16 protein-coding genes are annotated in these 16,465 nt (G+C 69.1%); 3 read left to right on the top strand and 13 right to left on the bottom strand.

What is annotated here, in order from left to right; genetic code table 11:
- Positions 1 to 257: 257 nt before the first annotated feature.
- From FJM51_RS14080 to FJM51_RS14115, 8 genes are all read right to left on the bottom strand, one after another.
- The gene (locus FJM51_RS14080) at positions 258 to 1,184 is read right to left on the bottom strand and encodes a sugar ABC transporter substrate-binding protein (RefSeq protein WP_140454775.1); all 927 of its coding nucleotides are present in this window, start codon (positions 1,182 to 1,184) and stop codon (positions 258 to 260) included.
- Between the two features lie 31 nt (positions 1,185 to 1,215).
- Positions 1,216 to 2,349, bottom strand: a complete 1,134-nt coding sequence (locus FJM51_RS14085; RefSeq protein ID WP_140454863.1) for a Gfo/Idh/MocA family protein — start codon at positions 2,347 to 2,349, stop codon at positions 1,216 to 1,218.
- 76 nt (positions 2,350 to 2,425) lie between these two features.
- Complete coding sequence (locus tag FJM51_RS14090; RefSeq protein ID WP_140454776.1) at positions 2,426 to 3,478, bottom strand: sugar phosphate isomerase/epimerase family protein; 1,053 nt, start codon at positions 3,476 to 3,478, stop codon at positions 2,426 to 2,428.
- 154 nt (positions 3,479 to 3,632) lie between these two features.
- Complete coding sequence (locus FJM51_RS14095) at positions 3,633 to 4,811, bottom strand: Gfo/Idh/MocA family protein (protein WP_140454777.1); 1,179 nt, start codon at positions 4,809 to 4,811, stop codon at positions 3,633 to 3,635.
- Positions 4,804 to 5,766 carry a hydroxyacid dehydrogenase gene (locus tag FJM51_RS14100; RefSeq protein WP_140454778.1) on the bottom strand — a complete coding sequence of 321 codons (963 nt, stop codon included), beginning with the start codon at positions 5,764 to 5,766 and terminating at the stop codon, positions 4,804 to 4,806. The genes FJM51_RS14095 and FJM51_RS14100 overlap by 8 nt, the downstream gene beginning before the upstream one ends.
- Positions 5,766 to 6,587, bottom strand: a complete 822-nt coding sequence (locus FJM51_RS14105; protein WP_140454779.1) for an HpcH/HpaI aldolase family protein — start codon at positions 6,585 to 6,587, stop codon at positions 5,766 to 5,768. Before FJM51_RS14105 ends, FJM51_RS14100 begins: the two co-directional genes overlap by 1 nt.
- A 10-nt stretch (positions 6,588 to 6,597) precedes the next feature.
- Positions 6,598 to 8,031, bottom strand: coding sequence for an NAD-dependent succinate-semialdehyde dehydrogenase (locus FJM51_RS14110; RefSeq protein WP_140454864.1), 1,434 nt, complete (start codon positions 8,029 to 8,031; stop codon positions 6,598 to 6,600).
- 5 nt (positions 8,032 to 8,036) lie between these two features.
- On the bottom strand, positions 8,037 to 8,252 hold the full coding sequence (locus FJM51_RS14115; RefSeq protein ID WP_140454780.1) for a Rossmann-fold NAD(P)-binding domain-containing protein: 216 nt from the start codon (positions 8,250 to 8,252) through the stop codon (positions 8,037 to 8,039).
- Between the two features lie 107 nt (positions 8,253 to 8,359).
- On the opposite strand from FJM51_RS14115, the gene iolD reads away from it, so the two are divergent.
- From iolD to FJM51_RS14130, 3 genes are read left to right on the top strand one after another with little or no spacing between them, the layout of a single operon-like run.
- The gene (gene iolD / locus FJM51_RS14120) at positions 8,360 to 10,207 is read left to right on the top strand and encodes a 3D-(3,5/4)-trihydroxycyclohexane-1,2-dione acylhydrolase (decyclizing) (protein ID WP_140454781.1); all 1,848 of its coding nucleotides are present in this window, start codon (positions 8,360 to 8,362) and stop codon (positions 10,205 to 10,207) included.
- Positions 10,208 to 10,211: 4 nt separating this feature from the next.
- Entirely contained in the window at positions 10,212 to 11,111 is a 900-nt protein-coding gene (gene iolE, locus FJM51_RS14125) for a myo-inosose-2 dehydratase (protein WP_140454782.1), read from the top strand.
- Between the two features lie 14 nt (positions 11,112 to 11,125).
- Positions 11,126 to 11,932 carry an SDR family oxidoreductase gene (locus tag FJM51_RS14130; protein WP_233713131.1) on the top strand — a complete coding sequence of 269 codons (807 nt, stop codon included), beginning with the start codon at positions 11,126 to 11,128 and terminating at the stop codon, positions 11,930 to 11,932.
- Positions 11,933 to 12,325: 393 nt separating this feature from the next.
- Here the strand turns inward: FJM51_RS14130 and FJM51_RS14135 are convergent, their stop codons facing one another.
- From FJM51_RS14135 to FJM51_RS14155, 5 genes are all read right to left on the bottom strand, one after another.
- Positions 12,326 to 12,625: a DUF4242 domain-containing protein gene (locus FJM51_RS14135; protein WP_140454784.1), complete on the bottom strand. Its 300-nt coding sequence runs from the start codon at positions 12,623 to 12,625 to the stop codon at positions 12,326 to 12,328.
- Positions 12,626 to 12,766: 141 nt separating this feature from the next.
- Positions 12,767 to 13,762, bottom strand: a complete 996-nt coding sequence (locus FJM51_RS14140; protein ID WP_140454785.1) for a Gfo/Idh/MocA family protein — start codon at positions 13,760 to 13,762, stop codon at positions 12,767 to 12,769.
- Positions 13,759 to 14,640 (bottom strand): sugar phosphate isomerase/epimerase family protein, encoded by an 882-nt coding sequence (locus FJM51_RS14145; RefSeq protein WP_140454786.1) that lies wholly within the window; start codon positions 14,638 to 14,640, stop codon positions 13,759 to 13,761. Before FJM51_RS14145 ends, FJM51_RS14140 begins: the two co-directional genes overlap by 4 nt.
- A 25-nt stretch (positions 14,641 to 14,665) precedes the next feature.
- A complete protein-coding gene (locus FJM51_RS14150; RefSeq protein ID WP_140454787.1) occupies positions 14,666 to 15,499 on the bottom strand; it encodes a carbohydrate ABC transporter permease in 834 nt (277 codons plus the stop codon).
- Positions 15,496 to 16,416, bottom strand: coding sequence for a carbohydrate ABC transporter permease (locus tag FJM51_RS14155; RefSeq protein WP_140454788.1), 921 nt, complete (start codon positions 16,414 to 16,416; stop codon positions 15,496 to 15,498). The genes FJM51_RS14150 and FJM51_RS14155 overlap by 4 nt, the downstream gene beginning before the upstream one ends.
- Positions 16,417 to 16,465: the final 49 nt, after the last annotated feature.

A 16,465-nucleotide genomic window follows, 5' to 3' on the forward strand; every position in this document is an offset into this window, starting at 1 on the left:
CCGGAATTGCACGTCATCGAGCGCCACCACGCCCGGGAACTCCTTCCGGATACCCTCGATCTCCAGCAGGGACTCCCCCGCCTTCGACTTGTGGTGGTCGACGCCCTCGCGCGCTTTCGCCGACAGTTCCATGTCCGCCTTCCTCCCAGGCCGCCGTCCGCCCGGAGGCGGGAATGAAGCGGGCGGGAGCCTTCGGACCGGCTGCCCGCCCGTCGTGTCGAGGTGCGGGCGCTCCGGTCCGAGCGCCCGGGCTGGCGTCAGTTCAGCGCCTCGTACTGGGCGAGGTTCGCCGGGGTCACGAGCTCGAACGGGATGAAGGTCTTCTTCTCGTAGGGCTCGCCCTTGACGATCTTGAGCACGGTATCGACCGCGCCGACGCCCTGGCCCTTGGCGTTCTGGAACACGGTCACGTCGAGATCGCCCGCCTTCATCGCCGCGAGCGCGTCCTTGGTCGCATCGACGCCGCCGATCACGACCTGGTCCATCGGCACACCGGCGGCCTTCAGCGCCTGGATCGCGCCGATCGCCATCTCGTCGTTGTTGGCGAAGACCGCCGCCGGCTTGATGCCGCCGGTCAGCCAGTTCGTCATCAGGTCGAGCCCGGGCGTGCGCATGTAGTTGGCGGTCTGTTCGTCGACGATCTTGATGCCCGAGCATTCCGGCGTCTCGAGCACCTCGTGCACGCCCTGGGTGCGGCCGCGCTGACCCGAGGTGCCAAGCTGGCCCATCATCACGACAGCGTCGCCCTTGCCACCGATCTCCTCGCAGATCTCCTTCGCCTGCAACGTGCCCGCGAGCACCTCGTCGGAGCCGACCCAGGCCTGCTTGTCGGGGAAGTTGTCCGCGACCGGCGGCATCAGGTTGACGAAGACGAGCGGGATGCCCGCCGAGGCGGCGGCGGCCGACATCGCATCGCCGGAGTCGGCATCGACCAGCATCACGATGATGCCGTCGACGCCCGAGGCGATGAAGTTCTCGACCTGGCTCTGCTGGCGCGAGATGTCGCCGCCGGCGTCCTCCATCTGGACGGTGACGCCGAGGCTGTCGGCGTGCGCCTGCATGTTGTGGCGCAGCACGGTCAGCCAGTTGTCATCGAAGAGCGACATGGCGACGCCGATCGTCTCGGCATGGGCGGAGCCCGCCATGAGCGCCGCGATGCCGGCGCCGAGCAGATACTTCCTCATATGCACTTCCTCCTCCTGTTGGTCTTCTGGTTCAGGCGAATTTCGGTGTGGTCCAGGCGAGCGCGCCCGCTTCGTGGCAATCGACGACCGCGTCGACGAAGGCGACGCCCTTGAGCCCGTCGTAGGCGGTGGGGATCCCCTCGGCGGCCGCTCCCGGCTGCCGCCCGGCGGCGCGGGCGCGGATCGCCTCGGCGAAGCCGGAATAGAGATTGGCGAAGGCCTCGATGTAGCCCTCCGGATGGCCCGGTGGCGTGCGGACGCGGGCGTGGGTCGCCTCGGTCAGATCCTCACGGCCGCGCTTGATCGTGGCAGGCGCGCCGAAGAGCGGCGTGAAGGTGAGCTCGTTCGGATGCTCCTGGCTCCAGACCAGGCTCCCCTTCGCGCCGAAGACGCGGAGCCGCAGCCCGTTCGACTGGCCGATCGCCACCTGGCTCGACCAGAGCAGGCCGCGCGCGCCGCCCTGGTAGCGGATCATCACATGGGCGTTGTCGTCGAGCGCCCTTCCCGGAACGAAGGTCGCGAGATCGGCGGCGATGCTCTCGGCCTTCAGGCCCGTCACGTACCCGGCGAGGTGATAGGCATGGGTGCCGATGTCGCCGATCGAGCCGCCCCGTCCGTTCTTCTTCGGATCGGTGCGCCAGGCCGCCTGCGCGTTGCCCTCGAGCTCGATGCCGGTCGCCATCCATTCGAGCGGGTATTCGACCTGGACGACACGGATCTCGCCGAGGTCGCCGCGCGCGACCATAGCGCGGGCCTCCTGGATCATCGGATAGCCGGAATAGGTATAGGTGACGCCGACGAACCGCCCGGTCTTCTCGGCGAGGTCGTTGAGCGCGATCGCCTCCCCGAGCGTCGCGGTCAGCGGCTTCTCGCAGATCACGTCGATGCCGGCCTCGAGGAAGGCTTTCGCGATCGGGTAATGCGTGAAGTTCGGCGTGCAGATCGCGATCACGTCCACCCCGTCCGGCCGCCCCGCCTCGCCCGCGGCCATCGCCTGATAGGAGTCGTAGGACCGGTCGGGTGCGATGTAGTTCGCCGCCGCGAAGGCGTGGCCGCGCTCCGCGTTCACGTCGAAGGCGCCGGCGACGAGATCGTACTGGTTGTCGAGCCGCGCCGCGAAGCGGTGGATGCCGCCGATATAGGCGCCCTCCCCGCCGCCGATCATGCCGAGGCGGAGCCGCCGCCCGGCCAGATCGGAGCGGATGGGCTTGGTAGGGGCCAGGGTTTCGGCCGTCGTCATGTCAATACCCCAGGATTTCGCGGTTGAGGGACGGGTTCGCCTCCGCCCTGACGAAATCGTCGAAGGCGCGGTCGGAGACGCGGATGATGTGGTCGGCGATGAACTTCGCCCCCTCGGCGGCGCCGTCCTCGGGGTTCTTGAAGCAGCACTCCCATTCGAGCACCGCCCAGCCGTCGAAACCGTGGCCGGTGAGCTTGGAGAAGATGCCCTTGAAGTCGACCTGCCCGTCGCCAGGGCTGCGGAACCGGCCGGCCCGCTTCACCCAGGGCTGGAAGCCGCCGTAGACCCCGCCCTTGCCATCCGGGCGGAACTCGGCGTCCTTCACGTGAAAGGCCTTTATCCGCTCGTGGTAGTGGTCGATGAAGGCGAGGTAGTCGAGGCACTGCAGCACGAAGTGGCTCGGATCGTAGTTGATGGCGCAGCGGGCGTGATTGTTCACCCGCTCAAGGAACATCTCGAAGGAATGGCCGTCGTGGATGTCCTCGACGGGATGGATCTCGAAACAGACATCCACCCCCTCGGCGTCGAAGGCATCGAGGATCGGGCGCCAGCGGCGCGCGAGTTCGTCGAACCCCTCCTCGATCAGCCCTTCGGGCCATTGCGGGTAGGGATACATGTAGGGCCAGAGCAGGCTGCCCGAGAAGGTCACGTGACGGTCGAGCCCGAAGCGGCGCGACGCCTTCGCCGCCGCCCGCATCTGCCGCTCCGCCCATTCGCGCCGCGCCTTCGGGTTCCGCCTCACCTCGGGCGCGGCGAAACTGTCGGCGGGATGATCGAAGGCGGGGTGCGAGGCGACGAGCTGGCCCTGGAGATGGGTCGCGAGCTCGGTCACCTCGAGCCCGTTCTCGGCGAGCACGCCCTTCACCTCGTCGGCGTAGTCCTGGCTCTCCGCCGCCTTCTCGATGTCGATGACGCGCTTGTCCCAGCAGGGCAGCTGCGCGCCGACGAAGCCTTTGGCACTAGCCCAGCCCGCCATCCCTTCGAGGCTGTCGTACGGCGCGTCGTCGCTCGCGAACTGCGCGAGGAAGACGGCGGGACCCTTGATCGTTCGCATGGTGATATCGCCCCTTTCGCACGCCGCGCGCGGAGGAGCTCACAGCCAGGCCGTGCCGCTCATGCCTTCCTCCCCGCCGCGCACCGTGTCATGCCACGTGACGCAATTTTTATTGCGTTTATCCTGTCAGATGCAATTGTTGCTGTCAACCAGTTTACGCAACAAAAATTGCATTCCTGTTGACTCCGGAACGGCCGCGCAGGTCCGGGTCGTTCGTCGGCACCCAGGCCGTTTCCCGGCTCGACCTCTGGATCGCCTCGACGAGGGACTGGACGCGGGCGCCGGCGCGGAAGTTGAAAGGCTCCGGGGCGCGGCCGGCGATCGCGTCGAGATAGCCTGCGATCTCGATCGCCTTCAGATCGTTGAAGCCGAGCTGGTGGCCCGGCGCGACGCAGAAGCGGCCGTAGGGCGGATGCTCCGGCCCCGCCTCGATCCGGCGGAAACCGCGCTGGCCGGCGGGATCGTCGGCGCTGTAGTAATGGAGTTCGTTGAAACGTTCCTGGCTGAAGACGAGCGCGCCCTTCGAGCCGTGGACCTCGAAATCGTGCTGCATCTTGCGGCCCATGGCGATCCAGTTCGCCTCGATCGTGCCGACCGCGCCGTTTTCGAAGCGCAGGAAGGCGCGGCCGACGTCGTCGGTCTCGACCCGCTTCGTGCCTCCCGCGCCGTCCGGACGGCTGGTGATCACCGTGGCGCAGTCCCCGAGCACCCTTGCGATCGGCCCGAGCAGGTATTCCGCCGTGGCGAGAGCGTGGCTGCCGATATCGGCGAGCGCGCCGCCGCCGGCCGGATCGTTGCGGAAGGTGAAAGGCGCGTCCGCGTCGGCCATGTAGTCCTCGGCATGGACGCCGCGATAGGAGCGGATCTCGCCGAGCGCGCCCGCGCGGATCATCTCGCGCGCCTTCGCAAGCATCGGGTTGCAGAGATAGTTGAACCCGACCTGCGTCCTGACGCCCGCGGCCTCCGCCGCCTCGGCCATCTCGACGGCGTCGGCGGCGCGTGGCGCCAGCGGCTTCTCGCAATAGACATGCTTGCCGGCGGCGATCGCGGCCAGCGCCATCTCCCGGTGCAGCGCGTTCGGCGCGGTGATGTCGACCACGTCGATTTCGGGATCAGCGACCATCGCACGCCAGTCCCCGGTCGCATGCGCGAAGCCGAAGGCGCGCGCCGCCGCGGAGGCCACTGCATCCGAGCGGTCCGCGACCGTGTGAGGCACGATCTCGTAGGGCAGATCGAAGACGCGCGGCGCCGAGGCGAAGCCGAAGGCATGGGTCTTGCCCATGAAGCCGGAGCCGATCAGGCCGATGTTGAGGACGGGTTTCGTATCAGGCATCGGAGAGGTCCCGGTTGACGATCAGCGCCGGATCGGCGCGGCCTTCGAGAAAATCGAGCACGTTGCGGACCGCGCCGATCGCCATGCGCTCGGCGCATTCGGCGGTGAGGCCGGCGACATGCGGCGAGAGGATCACCTTGTCCATCGCGAGCAGCGGATTGCCGGGCGCGGGCGGCTCGTCCTCGAAGACGTCGAGCCCGGCTCCGGCGAGGCGGCCTTCCGCGAGGGCCGCGATCAGCGCCGGCTCGTCGACGACGCCGCCGCGCGCGGTGTTGACGAGGATCGCGGAGGGTTTCATCGCCGCGAGGTCCGCCGCGCCGATCAAGGGCCTGTCGCCCTTCGGTGCGTGGACGCTGACGAAATCCGCCCAGGCAAGGCCCCCGGTCAGATCCGCGACCGGCGCGACCGGCCCTTCGGGCCAGCCCTGGCGGGCGAGGAACGGGTCGAAGGCGCGGATCTCCATGCCGAAGCCCCCGGCCATGCGCGCGAGATGCCGTCCTGCCCGGCCGTAGCCGAGGATCAGCAGCCGCTTGCCATGGAGCTCGCCTGGCTCCAGCCCGTCGCGCCAGCTCCAGTCGCCGGTCCGGACCGCGCGATCGGCGCGAAAGCCGCGCTTGGCCGCGACGAGCATCAGCGTCATCGCCTGTTCCGCGACCGAAATCGAATTGACGTCGCCCACCACCGCCAGCGCGATGCCGCGCGCGTTCAAGGCGGCGAGATCGACGGAATCGTAGCCCACGCCGTGGCGCGACACGATCCGGAGCCGCCCGGCCTTCGCCACCGTCGCCGCCGAAAGCGGCTGGGTGCGGATCACCAGCCCGTCGGCCCGGGCGATCAAGGGAGCGTAGCTCGCCTCGGACACCTCCTCGACGTAATCGAAGGTGATACCGGGGCGGCCCCGAAGCAGGTCGATGCCGCTCGGGTGCAGCTTTCCGGCGACGAGAACATGCGGCATCAGTAGCCTCCCTTCGCGCTGGCGACCGCCGGTTCCGCCGCTGCTTCGTCGGTCAGTTCGCGGAAGCGGGCGACGCTCGCGGCGGCGGCGGCGGCGAGCAGGCGCGAGTCGCCGCCCACGGTCGTCAGGTCGAAGCCCCAGCCGATCGCCTTCGCCGCGTAATCCGGCGTCCCGCAATGGAGCGCGGCGCGGATGCCGTGCTTCCGGCACGCCGCGAGGATGGTCTTGATCGCCGCGACCATCTCCGGCTCCTCGCGGTCGAAGGCGGGGGCGAGCCTGCCCTCGGCGAGGCTGAAGCTGAGATCCGCCGGGCCGATGTAGAGCCCGTCGAGCCCCGGCGTGGCGGCGATCGCGTCGAGGTTCGCCATCGCTTCCTTCGTCTCGATCATCGCGAAGCCGAGGATCTCGTCATTCGCCTCCGAAGCGTAATTCGCCCCCGCGGAGAAATTCGCCCGCGTCGGCCCGAAGCTGCGCTGGCCCTGGGGCGGGTAGCGCAGGCAGCTCACGAAATCCGCCGCCTGTTCCGCCGTGTTCACCATCGGGCAGATGATCCCGTAGGCGCCCGCGTCGAGCATCTTCATGATCACCCCCGGCTCGCGCCAGGGCACGCGCACCATCGGCACCACGCCGGAGGCGCGCATCGCCTGCAGCATCGGCAGCACGGCGGAATAGTCGAGCGCGCCGTGCTGCGCGTCGATCGTCACGCTGTCATAGCCCTGCGCCGCCATGATCTCGGCGGTGAACGGGTTGCCGATCGAGAGCCAGCCGTTGATCGCCGGCTTCCCCTCGGCCCAGAGGGTCTTGAGCTTGTTCCTGATCATCGCCTTCTCCTCAGATCACGACCTGGGCGAGCTTGGTCTCGAGGTAGTCGGTGATCCCCTCCGATCCTCCCTCGCGGCCCATGCCCGAATATCTCGCGCCTCCGAACGGCGCCTCGGCCGCGGCGAGCGCGAAGCTGTTGATCCCCACCATGCCGGCCCTCAGTCCCGCCACCGCGCGGCGCGCGCGGCCAGGGTCGCGGGTGAAGGCATAGGCCGAGAGGCCCATCTCGGTCGCATTGGCGCGTTCCAGCACCTCCTCCTCGTCGCGAAAGCGCGTGATCGCCGCGATCGGGCCGAAGTTCTCCTCCGCGAAGACCCGCATGTCGTCGGTCACGTCGGCGAGCACCGTCGGCTCGAGGAAGAAGCCCGCGTTGAAATCGGAGGCACGGCCGCCGCCGGTGACCACCCGGGCGCCGGCCTTCACCGCCTCGGTGATCACGCCCTCGAGTTCCGCCCGGCGGTTGCCGTTGATGACGGGACCCATCTGCGTCGCCGGATCGAGCCCGTCGCCCAGTCGCAGCGCCTTCGCCCGCGCCGCGAAACCCTCGACGAAGGCGTCATGCAGGCTTTCGTGCACGAAGAGCCGGTCGCAGGTGACGCAGACCTGGCCCGCGTTGGCGAACTTGGTCGGCACCGAGGCGTCGAGCACCGCCTCGAGATCGGCGTCGTCATGGACGATCAGCGGCGCGTTGCCGCCGAGTTCCATCGTCACCTTCTTCATCGTGTCGGCGGCGTCGCGGATCATCTGCTGGCCGACGCCGGTCGAGCCGGTCAGGGATACCTTGCGCACGAGCGGCGAGGCCATGATCGGCGCGTAGGTCGCGGCGGTCGGCCCGACGACGAGGTTGACGACGCCCTCGGGCAGGTTCCCGGCGCGGCAGCAGTCCACCATCACCATCGCCGTGCCCGGCGTCTGGCTCGACGGCCGGACGACCACCGAGCAGCCGGCGGCGAGCGCCGGCGCGACCTTGCGGGCGACCAGCGCGGCGGGGAAGTTCCAGGCGGTGAAGGCGGCGACAATGCCGATCGGCTCGCGCGTCACCTCGAAGCGGCCGCCGGGAACGCGGCTCTCGACGATCCGGCCGTAGATCCGCCGCGCCTCCTCGGCGTACCAGCGGAACTGGTCGCAGGAGAGGCCCCATTCCCGGCCCGCCTGCGCGAGCGGCTTGCCGGTCTCCGAGGCGATCATCCGCGCCGCCTCGTCGGTCCGGCGGATCATCTCGTCGGCGATCGCATGCAGCGCATCGGCGCGCTCGAAGGCGGATTTTGCCCTCCAGGCGGCGAGGCCCCGTTCGGCCGCCGCGATCGCGGCCCCGGTATCGGCCGCCGTCGCCACCGGCGCCGCGCCGAGCGGCTTCTCGGTGACCGGGCTGATCACCGGGGCCGTCCCGCCCGCCGCCGCGCTCCAGCTCCCGCCCAGAAAAAGTCCGAACTTCTCGTACATCTCGCTCACCCGATCTCGCTGACCTTGACCGGCCGACCTTCGGTAGCCAACCGTAACGCCGCCTCTGCCAGGACCGGCGCCAGCCGCCCGTTCCCGAAACCGACCTCCGGCTTCGTTCCCGACTCCACGGCGCCGACGAGGGCCAAGGCGTCGTGCGTGGCGATATCGGCCACGTACATGCGGCCGATCCGGCCGCGGTAGGGCACGGCGATTCGAACCATGGCTCCCTCCCATTGGAAATTTTCGCAATGCTTGTTGCATCAAGCTTGATCTGTCAACACGCATTACGTATGAAGCGGGAAAGCAAATCTTCCTGGGAGGACCAAGGATGAGTCGATCAACCGTTCGCCTGACCATGGCGCAGGCGCTGGTGCGCTACCTTTGCAATCAGTTCACCGAGATCGACGGCGCGCGCGTTCCGCTCTTCGCCGGGGTCTTCGCGATCTTCGGCCATGGCAATGTCACCTGCCTGAGCGAGGCGCTCGAGGCGGCGCAGGACGAACTCCCCACCTGGCGCGGCCAGAACGAGCAGTCGATGGCACTGGCCGCGATCGGCTTCGCCAAGGCGAAGCGCCGGCGCCAGCTCATGGTCGCCACCTCCTCGATCGGGCCGGGCGCGACCAACATGGTGACCGCCGCCGGCCTCGCCCATGCGAACCGCCTGCCGGTGCTGCTGCTCGCGGGCGACGCCTTCGCCAACCGCCGCCCGGACCCGGTGATGCAGCAGGTCGAGCACTATGGAAACCCGACCGTCACCGTGAACGACGCCTTCAGGGCGGTCACGCGCTACTGGGACCGGATCACGCTGCCCGAGCAGATCATCGGCTCGCTGCCGCAGGCGATCGCGGCGATGCTCGACCCGGCCGATTGCGGCCCGGCCTTCCTCGCGCTCTGCCAGGACACCCAGGAAGTCGCCTACGATTACCCGGAAGCCTTCTTCGAGCCGACGCACTGGACCATCCCCCGGCCCCGTCCGGACGCGGACAGGCTCGCCGAGGCGGTGGCGCTCCTGAAATCGGCGAGGAAGCCGCTCATCATCTCGGGCGGCGGCGTGCGCTATTCGCTCGCGGAGGAGACCGTCGCGAAACTCGCGCTCGACCGCGGCATCCCCGTCGTCGAGACGATCGCCGGCAAGGGCGCGCTCACCCATGACCATCCGGCGCATGCCGGGCCGATCGGCATCCTCGGCTCGACCTCCGCGAACGCGCTCGCCGCCGAGGCCGACGTGGTGCTCGCGATCGGCACGAGGCTCATGGACTTCACCACCGGCTCCTGGACGGTGTTCAATCACGATGCGAGGATCATCGGGATCAACGCGGCGCGCTGGGACGCGACCAAGCACCGCTCGCTCGCGGTGGTGGGCGACGCGCGGGCGACCGTGACCGAGCTCGACGCCGGCCTCGGCGACTGGAAGGCGCCCGGGGGCTGGACCGCGAAGGCGCGCGAGCTGATGGGTGAGTGGGACGCGCTGGTGGACGACTACCAGAAGCCGACCAACGCCGAGGTTCCGACCTACGCGCAGGTGATCGCGCGCGTCCACGCGGCGGCGAAGCCCGAGGATCCGCTGATCACCGCCGCCGGCGGCCTGCCAGGCGAGCTTGTGAAGGGCTGGCGCGTCAAGGCGCCCAATACCTTCGACTGCGAGTTCGGCTTCTCCTGCATGGGCTACGAGATCGCCGCCGGCTGGGGCACTGCGATGGCCCGGCCCGGCACGACGCCGATCGTGATGATCGGCGACGGCACCTACATGATGATGAATTCCGACGTCTATTCCTCGGTGCTTTCCGGCCACAAGTTCATCCTGATCGTCTGCGACAACGGCGGCTATGGCGTGATCAACCGGCTGCAGAACGCCAAGGGCACGCCGGGCTTCAACAACCTCATCCGCGATTGCCGCGTCGTGGAGCCGTTCCCGGTGGACTTCGTGAAACACGCCGAGTCGATGGGCGCGCTGGCGCGAAGCTGCGCGAGCCTCGCTGATCTCGACGAGGCGATGGCCTGGGCCCAGACCACCGACCGCACCACGCTCATCACCATCAGGACCGACGCCTTCGCCTGGGTTCCGGGCGACGCGGACTGGGACGTCGGCGTGCCCGAGGTCTCGCACCGGGACACCGTCAAGGAGGCCCGCGCGGCGCAGGTCGCCATCCGCGAAAAGCAGCGCGTCGGAGTCTGAGCCGATGAAGGCGAAACTTGGAATCGCGCCGATCGCGTGGTGGAACGACGATCTGGCGGAGCTGAGCGACGACGTGTCGCTCGAGGAATGCCTGCGCCAGGCGCGCGAGGCGGGCTATACCGGCATGGAGACCGGGCGGCGCTTCCCGATGGACCCGAAGGAACTCGGGCCGATCCTCGCGAAATACGGCATCTCGGTCTGCGGCGGCTGGTTCTCGGGCCTGCTGCTCGATGGCGAGATCGCGGTGGAGAAGGACCGGATCGCGCCGCAGATGGAACTCTTCAAGGCGATGGGGGCGCCCTGCATCGTCTATGGCGAGACCGCGCGCTCGATCCAGGGCGTGAAATCGGCGCCGCTCGCGACCAAGCCGAAGCTCTCCGAGGAGGAGATCCGGGTCTACGCGCGCAAGATGACCGAGTTCGGCGAGTGGTGCGCCGAGCAGGGAATGCCGCTTTCCTACCACCACCACATGGCGGCGGCGATCGAGACCGAAGCGGAACTCGACCTCTTCATGAAGCATTCGGGCGAAGGCATTCCGCTGCTCTACGACGCGGGCCACATGGCCTTCGCCGGCGGCGACGTGCTGCGCGTGATCGACAACCACCATGCGCGGATTTCCCACGTCCACACCAAGGACGTGCGGATGGGGGTGATCGACGGGCTCGACCGGACGAAGGAGAGCTTCCTCGACGCCGTGGTGAAGGGCGCCTTCACCGTGCCGGGCGACGGCTCGCTCGATTTCGAGGCGATCGTGAGGAAGCTCGCCGGCCACGGCTACGAGGGTTGGTTCGTCGTCGAGGCGGAGCAGGATCCGAAGGTCTCGCCGCCGCTCGATATGGCGAAGATCGGGCATCGGGAACTGCTGCGGGTGATGGACGCGGCGGGATATGAAGTAGAGGCTTGAGAGCAATGAACCGCATGGACGGAAAGATCTGCGTCGTCACCGGCTCGACGCAGGGGCTCGGCGCCGCGATCGCGCGCCGCTTCGCGGAAGCGGGCGCCGCCGGGCTGGTGACGCTCGGCCGGAACGAGGCCAAGGGCAAGGCGGTCGCGGAAGCCATCACGCGCGACACCGGAGTGCCCGCGCATTTCGTGAAGGCCGACCTCGGGAGCGTCGAGGACTGCCGGAACGTGATCGCCGAGGCGGAGCGGGCGTTCGACCGCGTCGACGTGCTCGTCAACGCGGGCGCGCTGACCGACCGGGGCACGATCCTCGACACCAGCCCTGCGCTCTTCGACGCGATGTTCGCCACCAACGTCCGCGGGCCGTTCTTCCTGATCCAGGAGGCGATCCGGCTGATGATCCGCGACGGCGTCGAGGGCGCGATCCTCAATATCGGCTCGATGTCGGAACTCGCGGGCCAGCCCTTCATCAGCGCCTATTGCGCCTCGAAGGGCGCGCTCGCCACGCTGACGCGCAATACCGCCTTCGCGGTGCTGGCCAACCGGATCCGCGTGAACCAGCTCGACATCGGCTGGATGGCCTCGGACCACGAGCGCGAGCTTCAGGCGGCGGAATCGGGCGATCCCGACTGGGAGAGGAAGGCCAACGCCGCTCTGCCCTTCGGCCGCCTGATCGATCCCGCCGAGGTCGCCCGCGTGGTGAACTTCCTCTGCTCCGGCGACGCCGGCCTGATGACCGGCGCGGTCGTGAACTTCGACCAGTCCGTCTGGGGCGCCTACGCGGGCCAGGCGCCCGGACCCGAGGGGCCGATGACGCTCTGAGGGCGAGGCGGCCCCCGACGCCGCGCACGTTCGGGATGCGCGGATCGCTGACATTGTTCCGGATGAGGACGATCCCGCTGACGATGGAGAAGACCAGCACTGCGATGCGAAGCGCCGTCCCATCAATATGCGCGCGCGCCAGCCGCGAAACCGCGGTGTCAATGAGGACAGCCGGCATCAGCTAGAGCGCCGCCGTGAACCGAGCCGGCTCCAACCGCCCCGCCGTCGCGAGAATGACGAGCGAATTCCACTTCCCCACCAGCAGCGCATCAATTCCGGGGTCGCCGGGAACTGATGGGAGGAAGGAATTAGGTGGTCCCGATCGTCGGATCACGGCGTGCCGACGCACGTCCAGTTCCGACAGATCGGGGTTCGCTCAGGCCGCCGACCCGGTCAGGCCGGGACGGCCTCGACCGGGTCGGGGCGCACGATGACCGTCGTCGCGACCGGATAGAATTCCTCGCCCGGCATGCCGACGCGGCGGGCGTGCTCGCGGATCGCCTCGCCGTCGCGCGCCTCGTAGACGCAGAAGGTGCCGATGCGCCCGTCGGGCTCATGGACGACGTAGCTGCGGATCCACCGCACCTGGTCGGCCATTTCCTCGTTGCCGATCCGGGCCGATTTCGCGCCCGCGGCTTCGAGTTCGGCGAGATCGGCCCAGGCGCTCGGGCGCCGGATGACATAGAGCTGCATTGGTCTTCCTCCTCCTGTGCGGCGTTGCGCGCCGCGCGCGTCACGCGCTCCGCGTGACTTCTGGAAGAGTGCGACGGATCGCCGCTTACGGTCCTTACCGCGCGCTGATCCTTGCCGGATCTTCGGGCGCGCCCGCGCCGGTCAGATCGCGAGCGCGGCGCGCATCGTCTCGAGCCAGCGCATCGCCTCGACGCCGTCCGCGATGGTGGGCGCCGGGGTCGCCGCGCCGCCGAGCGCGGGAACGACATCGGCGAGCAGCGCGTGATAGCCCTTGTAGTCCTCGTTGGCCGCGGCGGTGAAGTTCGGCTTCCAGGTCAGCGTGTCCGATCCGGGATCGAGCGTCGCGCCAAGGTCGTCGACCTTGAAGGCCGGGTCGCGGTGCCAGCGCACCTCGATCACGTCCTCGACCTCGAGCCGCTGGTGGTCGCCCATGATCTCGATCCGCTCCACCGGCGCGCCCCGGCTCTGGAGCGTGCCCATGGCGATGGTGCCGATCGCGCCGCCCGCGAAGTCGAGCGCGACGTGGAACAGGATCCGCCCCGGCGTCTTCTCGACCTTGCGCGCGCTCAGGCCCGTGATCGGCCCGGCGAGGAACGGCGCGAGGTCCATGTAGTGCACGCAGTGGTGCAGCAGGAAGCCGGTGTAGTCGACGTCGCCGGTGAAATAGCCGGGCGCGGTCATGTAGTAGCCGGTGAGGCCGAGCACCTCGCCGAACCGGCCCGAGGCGATCACGTTGCGCGCGATCCGGTTGCCGATCGAATAGCGCTTCATGAAGCCGAGCAGCAGCGGCTTGCCCGCCTTCTCGGAAGCGGCGAGCAGCCGGCGCGCGCCCTCGGCTGTCCCGGAAGGCGGCTTCTCCATGAAGACCGGCAGGCCGCGCTCGAGCGCGGCGAGGCCGAAGGCGAGGTGCTGGTCCGGGCCGACCGCCATGCCGATCGCGTCGAGGCCCGGGGTGGCGATCAGCTCGGCCGCGTCGGAGGTGAGCGTGGCGACGCCGAACTGGCGGGACGCCGCCCGGAGCCGCGCGCCGTCGATGTCGCAGAGCGCTCCGATCCGGACGTCGTGGCGGAGGAGTTGCGGCAGCAGCATCTGGCTCGCGTGGGTGCCGCAGCCGATCCAGCCGATGGTGAGGGTCATCTGCGGTATTCCGTCAGTTCGATATGGGAGCGGATGAAGGCGACGGAGGCGCGCAGGCGCGCGTCCTCGTCCTCGTGGGGCGGCCGCCACTGGGCGAAGGGCACGCCGAAGCGGTCGTCGTTCCGGCGGAAGGGTTCGAGCGAGACCGGCCCGGCGTAGCTGACCTCGTGGAGCGCGCGGAACACGCCGACCCAGTCGGTCGCGCCGGTGCCGGGGAAGCCGCGGTGGTTCTCGTTCGCCTGGAAATGCGCGAGCCGCTCGCCCGCGAGCCGGATCGCCTCGGGGATCGAGGCTTCCTCCATGTGCATGTGGAACGTGTCGAGCATCATCCGCACGCCCGGATGGTCCACCGCGTCGAGCAGTTCCATCGCCTGCGCCGTGGTCGAGAGCACATCGGATTCGAACCGGTTCAGCGGCTCCACCGCGAGGGTGATCCCCGCCGCCGCCGCGTGTTCGCCGGCGGCCCGGAGACCCGCGACGCAGCGCTCCTTCCGCGCGAGGCGCTCGTCCTCCGCGACCGGCGCGGGCGGGCGGCCGGCGAAGACGAGCGGGTTGCCGGTGAGCGGCCCGCCGACGATCGCGGCGCCGAGCGCGACGGCGGTGTCGACCGCCTGGCGCAGGTAGTCGATACCGCCCTGATGTCGCCCCCGATCCTCCGAGGCGAGGTTGCGCTCGAGGTTGACGCGGGCGGCGAGCACGACGCCGAGCCCCGCGTCGGAGAGCGCGCGGGCGGCGGCGGCCGGATCGAGTTCGCCCGGCTCCGGCACCAGCAGTTCGACGAAATCGAAGCCCTGGGCCTTCATCCGGTGGAAGAGCGGGAAGTGTTCGGGCCCGAAGGGGCGGGCGTATTGCATCGAGATGATGCCGACGGGGTTCATGGCAGGTCCTTCGGTCATGCGAGATTCAGCCCTTCACCGCGCCCTGCGTCAGCCCGCCGACCAGCCGGCGCTGCACGATCAGGAACAGCAGGACGACCGGGAGCGCGCCGACGATGCCGCCGGCGGCGAGCAGCCCCCATTCGATCTGGAACTCGCCGATCAGGGTCTGGATCGCGACGGTCACGGTGCGCACGTTCCGGCCCGTCAGCGTCAGCGCGTAGAGGTATTCGTTCCAGGCGGTGATGAAGATGTAGATGCCGGTCGAGATGATCCCGGGCAGCGCGAGCGGCAGCACGACGCGCCTCAGCGCCTGGAGCCGCGAGCAGCCGTCGATCATCGCCGCCTCGTCGAGGCTTCGCGGGATCGCGTCGACGTAGCTCGTCAGCATCCAGACCGCGAAGGGGATCGCGACCGTCGCATTGGCGAGGATGAGCGCGAGATGCGTGTCGAGGATGCCGAGCCAGCGCATGATGATGAAGAGCGGCAGGATCAGCAGCACGACCGGGAACATGTTCACGAGCAGGAACTGCAGCATCAGGAGCTTGCGGCTCGGGAAGCGGAAGCGCGACAAGGAATAGGCCGCCGTCACCGAGACGAGGAGGCCGAGCACGACCGTGCCGGCCGCCACGATCAGGCTGTGGCCCATGTTGCCGGTGAAGCTCGTGTGGAGCAGCAGCCGGTTGAAGTTCTCGAGGCTCCAGACCGCGGGCGAGAGCGAGACGCCGCGCGCGCTGATCTCCGCGGACGGCGTGAGCGCGGTCAGCGCCAGCCAGGCGAAGGGGCCGATGGAGAGGAGCACGATCAGGAGCGCGGGGAGGTGGATCGTGAGCAGGCGGCGGAGCGGGGAAGGGTGGTTCATCTCTCGACCTCCCGCATCGTGCGCGCGATGTAGATCGCGACGAAAACCCCGAGCAGCAGCGTGAAGGCCACCGCGATCGCCGAGCCATAGCCGAAGTCGAGGTTCTGCCGCGCCTTGACGAAGGCGTAGAGCGGCAGCGTGTGGGTGGCATAGCCCGGCCCGCCGCCGGTCATCACGAAGATGACGTCGATCGAATTCGCGACCCAGATCACGCGCAAGAGCCCCGCCGTGGCGAGCACCGGCGCGATGCCGGGCAGCGTCACATGCCGGAACTGGCGCCAGGCGCTCGCGCCGTCGATCGCCGCGGCCTCGTACTGGCTCTTCGGGATGCCCTGGAGCGCGGCGAGGATCATCACGGCGAAGAAGGGGAAGCCCTGCCAGGTCAGCGTGACGATGATCGAATAGAGCGCGACGCCGGGATCCGCGAGCCAGGGCACCGCGGTTTGGATGATCGAGAGCCGCAGCAGCAGGTCGTTCGCGACGCCGATGTTCGGGTCGTAGATCCAGCGCCACATCAGCGCGATGACGACGCTCGGCAGCGCCCAGGGAATGATGACGAGCGCGCGGGCGAGGCCGCGCCAGAAGAATTGCTGGTTGAGGATGAGCGCGGCGACGAGGCCGAGCAGCATCTGCGCCGGTACCGTCAGGCCGATCCAGAGCACGGTGCGCCAGAGCGAGGACCAGAACACCGGGTCCGACATCAGCGCGACAAAATTGCCGAGCCCGATGAAATGCGTGGCCTTCGGCCTGAAGAGCACGAGTTCGAAGAAACTCGTGCCGATGGCGAGCAGCATCGGCGCGAAGACGATCAGGAGCGTGACGAGCACGGCGGGCGTCAGCAGCCAGTAGGGCAGCGCCCGCCGCCCGCGCGCGCGGGGGCGCGGCGCGTCGAGCGCCTCGGCGTCGGCGATGGACATGGGCGGTTCCTCGGAAAGGGGGGAGGCGGCGGTCCGCCTTCCCGCGCGT

Source organism: Amaricoccus solimangrovi, from assembly GCF_006385685.1.
GTDB lineage: Bacteria > Pseudomonadota > Alphaproteobacteria > Rhodobacterales > Rhodobacteraceae > Amaricoccus > Amaricoccus solimangrovi.

Coding starts and splice junctions, on each gene's coding strand:
- FJM51_RS14080 (WP_140454775.1), bottom strand. CDS start 1,184: ATGAGGAAGTATCTGCTCGGCGCCGGCATCGCGGCGCTCATGGCGGGC.
- FJM51_RS14085 (WP_140454863.1), bottom strand. CDS start 2,349: ATGATCGGCGGCGGGGAGGGCGCCTATATCGGCGGCATCCACCGCTTC.
- FJM51_RS14090 (WP_140454776.1), bottom strand. CDS start 3,478: ATGCGAACGATCAAGGGTCCCGCCGTCTTCCTCGCGCAGTTCGCGAGC.
- FJM51_RS14095 (WP_140454777.1), bottom strand. CDS start 4,811: ATGCCTGATACGAAACCCGTCCTCAACATCGGCCTGATCGGCTCCGGC.
- FJM51_RS14100 (WP_140454778.1), bottom strand. CDS start 5,766: ATGCCGCATGTTCTCGTCGCCGGAAAGCTGCACCCGAGCGGCATCGAC.
- FJM51_RS14105 (WP_140454779.1), bottom strand. CDS start 6,587: ATGATCAGGAACAAGCTCAAGACCCTCTGGGCCGAGGGGAAGCCGGCG.
- FJM51_RS14110 (WP_140454864.1), bottom strand. CDS start 8,031: ATGTACGAGAAGTTCGGACTTTTTCTGGGCGGGAGCTGGAGCGCGGCG.
- FJM51_RS14115 (WP_140454780.1), bottom strand. CDS start 8,252: ATGGTTCGAATCGCCGTGCCCTACCGCGGCCGGATCGGCCGCATGTAC.
- iolD (WP_140454781.1), top strand. CDS start 8,360: ATGAGTCGATCAACCGTTCGCCTGACCATGGCGCAGGCGCTGGTGCGC.
- iolE (WP_140454782.1), top strand. CDS start 10,212: ATGAAGGCGAAACTTGGAATCGCGCCGATCGCGTGGTGGAACGACGAT.
- FJM51_RS14130 (WP_233713131.1), top strand. CDS start 11,126: ATGGACGGAAAGATCTGCGTCGTCACCGGCTCGACGCAGGGGCTCGGC.
- FJM51_RS14135 (WP_140454784.1), bottom strand. CDS start 12,625: ATGCAGCTCTATGTCATCCGGCGCCCGAGCGCCTGGGCCGATCTCGCC.
- FJM51_RS14140 (WP_140454785.1), bottom strand. CDS start 13,762: ATGACCCTCACCATCGGCTGGATCGGCTGCGGCACCCACGCGAGCCAG.
- FJM51_RS14145 (WP_140454786.1), bottom strand. CDS start 14,640: ATGAACCCCGTCGGCATCATCTCGATGCAATACGCCCGCCCCTTCGGG.
- FJM51_RS14150 (WP_140454787.1), bottom strand. CDS start 15,499: ATGAACCACCCTTCCCCGCTCCGCCGCCTGCTCACGATCCACCTCCCC.
- FJM51_RS14155 (WP_140454788.1), bottom strand. CDS start 16,416: ATGTCCATCGCCGACGCCGAGGCGCTCGACGCGCCGCGCCCCCGCGCG.